The sequence below is a fragment of the Kamptonema animale CS-326 genome, from assembly GCF_028330895.1.
GTDB lineage: Bacteria > Cyanobacteriota > Cyanobacteriia > Cyanobacteriales > Microcoleaceae > Kamptonema > Kamptonema formosum.
Genome location: NZ_JAQMUA010000363.1, coordinates 1 through 8336 on the forward strand (window position 1 = coordinate 1; position 8336 = coordinate 8336).

At 46.5% G+C, this 8336-nt stretch carries 7 protein-coding genes and 2 pseudogenes; 4 read left to right on the forward strand and 5 right to left on the reverse strand.

Annotation, left to right across the window (positions count from 1 at the left end; translation table 11 throughout):
* Positions 1–483 precede the first annotated feature (483 nt).
* Positions 484–969 carry a VOC family protein gene (locus PN499_RS21190; protein ID WP_272034341.1) on the forward strand — a complete coding sequence of 162 codons (486 nt, stop codon included), beginning with the start codon at positions 484–486 and terminating at the stop codon, positions 967–969.
* 42 nt (positions 970–1011) lie between these two features.
* On the opposite strand, the gene ppsA is transcribed toward PN499_RS21190, so the two are convergent.
* The 5 genes from ppsA to PN499_RS21215 form a co-directional block, all read right to left on the reverse strand.
* Positions 1012–3666: a phosphoenolpyruvate synthase gene (gene ppsA, locus PN499_RS21195; protein WP_272034342.1), complete on the reverse strand. Its 2655-nt coding sequence runs from the start codon at positions 3664–3666 to the stop codon at positions 1012–1014.
* Positions 3663–3911: a GNAT family N-acetyltransferase gene (locus tag PN499_RS21200; RefSeq protein ID WP_272034343.1), complete on the reverse strand. Its 249-nt coding sequence runs from the start codon at positions 3909–3911 to the stop codon at positions 3663–3665. The genes ppsA and PN499_RS21200 overlap by 4 nt, the downstream gene beginning before the upstream one ends.
* 48 nt (positions 3912–3959) lie before the next feature.
* On the reverse strand, positions 3960–5294 hold the full coding sequence (locus PN499_RS21205) for an MFS transporter (RefSeq protein ID WP_272034344.1): 1335 nt from the start codon (positions 5292–5294) through the stop codon (positions 3960–3962).
* A gap of 243 nt (positions 5295–5537) precedes the next feature.
* The gene (locus PN499_RS21210; RefSeq protein WP_272034345.1) at positions 5538–5675 is read right to left on the reverse strand and encodes a hypothetical protein; all 138 of its coding nucleotides are present in this window, start codon (positions 5673–5675) and stop codon (positions 5538–5540) included.
* A 31-nt stretch (positions 5676–5706) separates the two neighbouring features.
* Positions 5707–6279: a dihydrofolate reductase family protein gene (locus PN499_RS21215; protein ID WP_272034347.1), complete on the reverse strand. Its 573-nt coding sequence runs from the start codon at positions 6277–6279 to the stop codon at positions 5707–5709.
* Positions 6280–6804: 525 nt separating this feature from the next.
* Here PN499_RS21215 and PN499_RS21220 point away from each other — a divergent pair.
* The 3 genes and pseudogenes from PN499_RS21220 to PN499_RS21230 all read left to right on the forward strand — a co-directional run.
* Positions 6805–7212: pseudogene (locus tag PN499_RS21220) on the forward strand (methyltransferase family protein); the annotation flags it as partial.
* Positions 7213–7227: 15 nt separating this feature from the next.
* A pseudogene (locus tag PN499_RS29700) lies at positions 7228–7525 on the forward strand (transposase); the annotation flags it as partial.
* Between the two features lie 47 nt (positions 7526–7572).
* Positions 7573–8106, forward strand: a complete 534-nt coding sequence (locus tag PN499_RS21230; protein WP_272034353.1) for a nucleotidyltransferase domain-containing protein — start codon at positions 7573–7575, stop codon at positions 8104–8106.
* Positions 8107–8336 lie beyond the last annotated feature (230 nt).

Sequence of the window (8336 nt, forward strand, 5' to 3'; positions counted from 1 at the left end):
AATCGCCACTTGTCTGCCCATCCATTCGTGTTTTCGATGGCCTCTTATAAACGTCTGGAATTCAATCGGCATCTACTTTATACATTTATTAGCAAGTTAGATTTAGACAAGGACTTGATTTTAAATCATCCTAACCTCCCTATACTCCACTTTCTGCTGTAAGTCTCAGTTTAGATGTTATATCTCAAAGCCTCCGGTAAAGAAAAAAAAGAAAACCTACCTGTAGATAATAAGCAGATGATCTATCAAATTCTCTCGTAGCTTCTGCAATATAATAATCTGCTTGCGTGCCGACCGTCTTAAGTTGATTAGTTGAGCGCGAAAGGTTAATAGCGGTGGGTGAAGCGAACCGTCATCCCGCCTATGTGAAGCACAGTGAAGCCGCGCTAGAATGGGCGGAAGTGTCGTCCGAGCCAATACTCTTCGACTGCAAGCACATCGTTGACTCCGGTTTTGGGTGGCTCATCTTGATGGAGAAGTGACATGGAAAAGCCAGCAAAGAACACGATTTGCCTCTGGTACGATGGCACCGCCGAGGAAGCAGCGCGGTTTTACGCCGAGACCTTTCCCGATTCCTCCGTTGATGCGGTGCACCGCGCACCGGGAGATTTTCCGTCAGGGAAGCAAGGGGACGTGTTGACCGTCGAGTTTACTGTGATGGGAATTCCCTGCCTTGGACTCAACGGCGGACCTGCGTTCAAGCACAACGAAGCGTTCTCGTTTCAGGTTGCAACCGTTGACCAAGCTGAAACGGATCGCTATTGGAACGCGATCGTCGGCAACGGTGGACAGGAGAGTGCGTGCGGCTGGTGCAAAGACAAATGGGGATTGTCCTGGCAGATTACGCCGATCGCCCTAACAAAAGCGATCGCCGATCCCGATCCTACTGCCGCCAAGCGTGCGTTCGATGCAATGATGCAGATGAGAAAGATCGACATCGCTGCGATCGAGGCGGCGCAGCGCGGTTAAGCTGACAGCCTTCGACCCGTGCATCTCGGAAGTACAAAGGGCTTATGATAGGCGGAGCCAAATCTGCCTGGTTCTGGGTTGTCCATACGAGAGGATTTCTACATACCCTTCTGTTCCATGCACGCGAATTCGTTGCCCATCTTTGATCCGTTGGGTCGCATCATCCACTCCGACCACGGCTGGTAAGCCATATTCGCGGGCGATCGCGGCTCCATGCGTCATCAGTCCACCCACTTCGGTAACTAAACCTTTGATGGATACAAATAAGGGTGTCCAACTAGGGTCAGTAAAGGTGGTAATTAAGATATCTCCATCTTTCAGATCTGCCTCTTCCATGCTCAAGATGACCCGTGCTCGTCCCTCTATCACTCCGGCAGAAATAGGAAAACCAACGATCGCACCGACTGGTAAATTTTCGCGTTTGTACTTACCTATAATGATTTCACCATCCGATGTAATCACCCGTGGCGGAGTTAGTTTTTCATAGTGTTTGTACTCATCTTTTCGTGTGCTGACGATCGAGTGATCCACTTGATGTGTGCGTACAACTTCGTGAAGTTCTTCAAACGTGAGATAGTAGGTATCTTCTTTTTCCTGAATCACGCCTGCTTGTACGAGTTGTTCGACTTCTTTCAGTAATGCCTGCTTATAAACAAAGTAGCGACTCACAATGCCGTATTTGGGATATTCACGATACCCGATGAAATTCCGGAGCAGGCGGATCATTCGTTTTGTTTCATTGACCTTTTGTTCCCCATCCGGTAGTTGCTTCAATCGCTCTAATAGCTCTTGTTCTTTCTTGAAAGCTGACCGTTGCCCTTGCTCAAATTTGCGATCGCGTTCACCAGGCTCAAAGTTTCTGATGTTACTGAGAATCATCGGAAGCAGTGTCGTTGGTTTTTCGCTCCAACGAGTTCTCGTAATATCGATTTCTCCCACACATCGCATTCCATATTTGTCAAGAAAAGTCGCGATCGCGCTCTGGGCTTCTTGTCCACCCTCAAGCTTTAGCAATTCACCAAGAAAGTTATCCTCTTTTACCTGTTGCAAATACTCAATGACTTGTGGGTAAGGACGAATCGCATCCGCAACATCCAATAGTGCCAGACCCATTTCCGAAGTAATATTGTTGGGTGCTGATTGAGAAAGCGTGTCTGCTGCGTTTTTTTCGCCTAACCACTCGTTCATCTTTTCATTGATCCAGGAGGACGCATTCATACCCGTCATCAGCACACCAAAACTCTGTGAATCAAAATTGGTTTTCTTTAATTGCTGAATATCTTCCCGGATAAAATCAAACAGATCCGATCCTGATTTCGTTTGGATGGTTTGTTTTAACGCTGCGATCGAGGTTTGACTCTGTTGAATCAACTCAGCAACAATCGCCGGATCGTAGTCGTTTAGGATTTGAAAATCCGCAGGCGATCGCCCTTTACTGCTTTTACCGAGACTCCGATCATCAGGTAACGATTTTATAAAATCTCCCCGCTCCAGGATAGTTGTTAGTGCGTCTTTCATGAGCGGATCAGATTTCCCCAATGTGACGTTTAATATCGTTTCTCTGCCGACAGGTGAAGCCAGCGTCGTGGTAACATCAACAAACAACCTTCCACCCGCCGTGTGCATGGGGGCATGGGTCATTAACAGAAAAAAAGACAATCCCAATGGTTTCATGGCATCGGTCATCATTTGGTTGTGACCGACAGAAACAAAGACGTGATTTTCCCGATCATTCGTTTCAGGAATCGGGAATAAAGTCGTAATCGGACGACTCTGAACCATGTAAAACGTCTCATCAACCAAGCACCATTCAATGTCTTGGGGACTGCCGAAATGGGCTTCGATCGTTCGACCGATGTGCTCAAGCTGCAAAATCTGCTCATCCGTCAGCGCTTGCCTGTTCTGTCTGTGTTGCTCAATCTCCTGTGCTTTTGTACCACCCTCTTTTAGGGCATAAATTGCCAGTTTCTTGGTGGATATTTTCTTATCAATAACCTTGCCGTTACGCACTTTGTAGTTATCCGCATTCACCCGTCCGGATACCAATGCCTCACCCAGTCCGAAGCTGGCATCAATGGATACCACTTTCCGATTACCAGTGACCGGGTCAGCAGTAAACAAAATTCCTGCTGTTTGCGGGAAGACCATCTTCTGAACCACTACAGATAGGTAGACTTTACGGTGGTCGAAGCCGTTTTGCAGGCGGTAAATGACTGCTCTCTCGGTGAACAGCGATGCCCAGCACTTGTTAATATGCTTTAGAACTGCTTCCCTTCCAATAATATTCAAATAGGTATCTTGCTGACCTGCAAAGGAGGCTGTTGGTAAATCCTCTAATGTGGCGCTGGAACGGACTGCATAAGCATTACTTTCTCCAAGTCTGGAGAGAAAGTGAGCGATCGCTGCACCAATGTCTTCAGGAATAGCTATCCCTTCAATGACTCTACGAATCTCACCGCTCAATTGACGAATTTTATCCCGGTTATCTGTATTCAAAAGTGATAACTGATCCAGTAATTTGTTAATCGATGATGTTTCCCCAATGATGCTTTGAAAGGCATCCGTAGTAATGCAAAAGCCATCGGGTACGAGTATTCCTTCAATCCTAGAAAGTTCCCCTAAGTTTGCGCCCTTACCCCCAACAAGCATGATTTTGGTTTTGTCAATGTCCTGAAAACCGGACACATAAGAACTCATAGATTGACCTCTTTTTTTCCTGGAGGATGCCAATCCTCTCGATTTAGGCGATAGACAAAGCAATCATCGTCCCCAAATTGGCGACGCTCTACACATTGGAATCCCAATCGTTCATAAAAGCGATGAACGCGAGTATTGCTGACCAGCGGATCGACGAGGACTGCCGTTACCAATGAGTCAGAAAAACAGCGGGTAAGGGTAAGGTGCATCATTTGGATCAGAGGCGATCGCATGAGGTTGTTCATCCCAATGGCGCAGAAGGTCTAAATCAGCGAAGGTAGCAGGGCGTAAGTTCATTGCAGGGGTAATTTTTGAATGGGAGAGATGTTGCTGGTATTTTTTTGATAATTCGCAGATAGTTTCTGGTAAGCGTGCGATCGCATTGCCAGTACCGTCACGATTAATCCAATCAATCCGGTGAGTGTAAATAAAAGGGCAATGCCGCGATTGGCTCCAGTGCCAAACCATTCACCCATCAGATCCACACCTGCTCCGGTGGTCATAAATGGGATGAAAACGAACTGGGCGATCGGTCCAATCATAAATGCTGTGAGAGGGGATGCAGCCTGCTCAATGCTTTGAGCAAAGCCAAAGACACGCCCCTGACGTTCTAAGGGAATGACGGATTGCAGAATGGTTTGTTCGGCGGCTTCAACTACAGGAATCAGGCAGAGATAAATGAACATCCCAACGGCTAACGACACAACAGAGGCTTGAATCGTAAAGCCAGTGGCAATTACCCACATAACAATATTTGCCAGAAATAGGGTTTGTAATGGGCTTTTCCCTAACCCTCGTTTGGCAATAACCAAGCCACCTACAATAAATCCCAGGCTTAAAATTCCCCACAAAATTCCCCACATCTGCACTGACACCAGGGATAGACCATAGGCATCCATCAGGGACATGAAAACACCACCCAGGAAGTTGTTAAAGCAATTAAAGAAAATCAGTCCAAATAATCCGGGGACGAGCGCGATCGCCCGAATCGTACCGCGAACGTCGATGTGCTGGGTGTGATCTTCCGAATGAATAATCGTTTGTTCGGGGATGGGGAGGATGACCAGATGCAGGATGACAGCAACCGTTAACGCGATCGCAAACACCATCACCCAATAGACACCCAGAAACCCGATCGCCAATCCGCTGAAGATAGACGCGATGAGAAATGACACCCCATTGGCAGTACCCACCAGACCATTGGCTTTATCTCGCTCGGCTTCAGGAATCAACAGGGTGACGAGGGTTGGTAGAGCGATGGTGCGGATATTGCCTGCGATCGCTCCCATCAAAATCAGTACAATAAAAATCCATAGAGGAATGCTGGACACATCTGTAAAAACAGAGGGTGACGTAGAGCTAAAAATGATTTGAGCAAGTAGATATAGAACGAGAGAACAAACGCTGGACAGTAACATCACAGTTTTCTTGCGATAGCGATCAACCAGCGATCCGAGAAAGAAACCAGAGAGGGCAACTGTCCCAACATACACACCCGCCATTACTGAGGTTGCCAGTACGGATTGAGTTTGCAGAAAAGCCCAAAAAGTGACTGCAAACCAGACAAAACTGTTGGTTAGTGCAGCCACCAGTGAGTTAGCTAAGATGGCGTAAAACGTTTTGGTCATGGGATATGCTTGGTTCGCTTATTGTCTAGCAGTTGAGCGAGCGCCGCTCATAATAAGCGTTAATGGATTCCTGATTCTTCTACCCTCTTTAAGGGAGCAAACGCCGCTCTAGAAAATAATTGGCTCTTGTTTTTTGGTGTATACCTTTCAAGGATGCCTGGTGATACCGTATGTGTAATTCTTGCTTCAGTGATTGTATTGTGACAGGGATCTCAGGGGCTGATTTTTGGTTTTGAGATTGACTCAGAGTAGAGATGTAGAAAACCATAGTTCCTCTATTTGATAGAGTTTTCTTAGAATAGCGATCGCAACTGCTTTACACTTCACCCAACGAGGTGAGGCTGATATTTCTCCACCTTGTGGTGAGTGAGTATGCTTCACATTCTCTCTTGGCGCGATCGCAGCCCAGAATTTAATGCTTCAACCGATAGTGCAGCAACATGAACCCGTTGTTGTAAATCTTGCTATCAGAGAGTTCCAGCGAAGTTAGCTCAACTACACCTGAGAACAGTGAAATCCCCGCACCGAGTAGAATCGGATGTACTTTGAGAATCATTTCGTCAATTTCTGGGAAAAGGACTGTTGCTAAATTTCCGCCACCGCATAGCCAGATGTCTTTACCTGGTTGTTGCTTCAATTTTCTAACCAGTGCCACAGGATCGGTTGAAACCACTTCAATAGTTGGATCAGGGCTTTTTCCCAATGTGCGAGAAACAATGTACTGCTCCATCTGTGGATAGGGGTTGGTAATCCCCTCATGGAGTCCAACCTCGTAGGTTCCGCGCCCCATCACGACTGCATCAAAAACCTGATTCTCGGCAGTGATGCCCAACTTGTCCCGAAAATGGGCTGGAATTGTCTCCGGAAAGAGTTGAAGCAAATCAGCAACGTGATCTCCTTCCATCAAGAAGAAGTCAAATGAGCCGTCTTTACGGGCGATAAATTTATCGACTGTGCAAGCAATGTAGTATTTCAATTGACGCATACTCAACTTCCCTGCAAATTATGGACGGCGTGCAGCGATTAAATCTCCTGGGCTATTTCGATGCGATCGCAAAATTGCACATGGTACAACACACATTTTGTGGTATTTTTGTAGTATAGCCATGTAGCAAGACTATTCTCTACATCCAAAGGAGGAGATTTCAATCTGCTCGACTATCACAAGGTTGAACTCTGAACACCTGGTTTTGCGAGTGGTTTTACCCTAGCTTATCCTGTTTCGATTGTATTATTTTGATGGGACTCCAACGCGCCCGATCAAAATCCATCACAAGATTTTGATGTGGTACAACAACAAGATTGCAGTCTTCTACGCTTAAGTTCAAACCTATCGACCTAGAGCGGAACCAAGATTTATGCGTGCAGTTTAGAAAGGTTCTATCTGCTCTTCTAGGGAATCTCGTTATATTTGGTGGGTTTACTATTTTTACCCGCATGGACCTTGAATTGGGAACGAGCCTGGGTCTTTCTGGGGGTGGTTACAGTTAGCGTCATTGCCACCATGTTTATGGCCTTTCGAGAGAATGAAGAACTATGGAAGGAACGCCTCAAGCCACCCATTCAACAGGGGCAACCTCTGGTAGATAAAATTATCGTCAGCGTGTTTGTGCTCGCCTTCTTTGGTCTGGTTGCCGCCATTCCTCTGGATGTCTTCCGATTTCATCTGTTGGGCAAACCAGGGGCGATCGCTTCAGGCTTTGGCTTGCTGCTGTTTATCGCCGGATGGTGGACAATCGCATTTTCCTTCAAAGAAAATACCTTTGCGGCTCCGGTGGTGAAACATCAGGCAGAACGGCATCAAACGGTCATTGATACAGGAGTTTACGGCATTGTGCGACACCCAATGTATGCAGGTGCCGTATTGCTCATGATTGGGATGCCTTTGTGGTTAGAATCCTATGCCGCAGCTTTGTTTGCGATCGCCTACCGCTTAGTCGTAGACGGAGCGGGATGGCACTGAGCGTGAAAGCGTGAGAATCCCCGACGGCATACATTTGTATTGTCTCCCTTCATACTCGCCAGAACTCCAACCAGCAGAAAGACTGTGGCCACTGACAAATGAACCGATAGCTAATCGCTGTTTTAAAAACGAATATGAATTAGAAGCAGTTTTATTTGAGCGGTGTCGAAAACTGTTAAATCTCAAACAGTTAATCAGTGGTTTGACTCATTACTGCTCACACTGTCTGGAACAGGACATGAACTTCACCCCGATGATTGGTCTGTAATCATGGAAGCAATCCAGCAGCACACAGCGTCATGAAAAACTGTGAGTATGAACGATCGCCACATTGAGTTGATCCACCAGTTATTTCCGGCAGCAGACCAGATCAATCTGCCGTTGTGGTTGCAGGGTGGATGGGCGCTCGATGCCAAATTAAATCGCATCACCCGTGAGCATGAGGATATTGATATTGCATATCCGGGCGATCGCACCCCAGATTTTCTTGCACTGCTGCATTCCCTCGGCGGCATAATTACAGAACAAACCTCCTACGGTTTTCTGGCAGAAATGCAGGGCATTCTCTTGGACTGTGAACCCTGTATTCGCGTTGAAGAGAGCTATGAGCTAGAAGGCTTACCTCCAGGAACCTGCCCAACGGAACCCACAGGAAGTCTTGGCGGTAAATTACTTCGTTGTACCAGTTGGGAAGCGATTCTCTGGGATTATTTCTATTACATCGAAGAAGTTCCCCAGAATGAGTGGCGACCTAAAGATTTTTCGAGTTTTGCGATTGCCAGGGAATCGTTTGGTGAAATTGCAACACAACACTTACATGAACAATTCAAACACCAATACCGTGCTTAAGAAGGGCGCTGATCCAACCGCAAAGTAGAATTTTAAACCCTTACCTGATAAAGCATTGCGATTTATGTTGCAATTTTTTTACACATATCTAACGTGAGTTCGATGGAGTTGGATCGGCTCACCTTTCGGCTGACGCTCACCACGAAGCCACAAGCTGTAAGTTCTAAGACCACAGGAATTGGCATATAGCGGTTTAACATTGATTTAATTCAGTAAAGCCGACTTCATTC